The sequence below is a fragment of the Lentzea roselyniae genome (assembly GCF_039537795.1).
Lineage (GTDB): Bacteria > Actinomycetota > Actinomycetes > Mycobacteriales > Pseudonocardiaceae > Lentzea > Lentzea atacamensis.
In genome coordinates this window covers 1-625 of sequence record NZ_BAABBE010000144.1, presented here as the reverse complement: position 1 = coordinate 625, position 625 = coordinate 1, and the positions used below count along the sequence as shown (strand labels likewise).

At 65.4% G+C, this 625-nt stretch carries 1 protein-coding gene; it reads right to left on the bottom strand.

Annotated elements, in window-relative coordinates; all coding sequences use genetic code 11:
- Positions 1–357 (bottom strand): hypothetical protein (locus ABFX45_RS46255; protein ID WP_346137439.1); only part of this gene is annotated, 357 nt, incomplete at its 3' end.
- Positions 358–625 lie beyond the last annotated feature (268 nt).

The following is a 625-nucleotide window of genomic DNA, read 5'->3' as shown; positions in this document are numbered from 1 at the left end:
GTAGGTCGTGTGGCCCTCGATCAGGCCCTCGTGGCCGCCGGGGTTCTTCGCCTTCTCCGACTCGTACCCGGTGTCGAGCACGCCCGTGATGACGACGAGGTCGTCGGGCGCCCCCTTGCCGAAGATGCAGCCGCACGAGCCGGGGATCTCCGGGTATGGCGTCGGGGTGCCGGAGAGCGGGCCGAAGCCGCGTGACTGGAAGTCCGCCTCCACGACCAGCTTGCACGGGTCCAGATTGGACAGGCTCGTGGCGTGTCGATGCGCGGGGAGGTCGTCGTCACCGTGGACGTCGTCGTTGCCGCAGCGGACGACGTGGTGCTCGACGGTGGTGGCGTCGCGGAGGTCTGTGTCGTGCACGCGGTCAGAGCTGCGACCAGCACGACTACCCCCAGGAGTCTGCTCATAGGGGCAGTGAGCCTTACCTGTGCGAGACCCGTAGTTGCTAGGGGATGCTGACGTTCTTTTCGGGTTCCCTGCCTGGGTTGTGGCCGCGCCGATCTAGTACTACAGCCGCATGGCGTGATCTTGGTTGATGACCTGGCCGGGATGTGAGACGGCCACCGTGATCAACTTCGAGGTGTGTTGGGACTCGAAGCGAAACGGTGGCCGCGTTGCCGATCTTAGA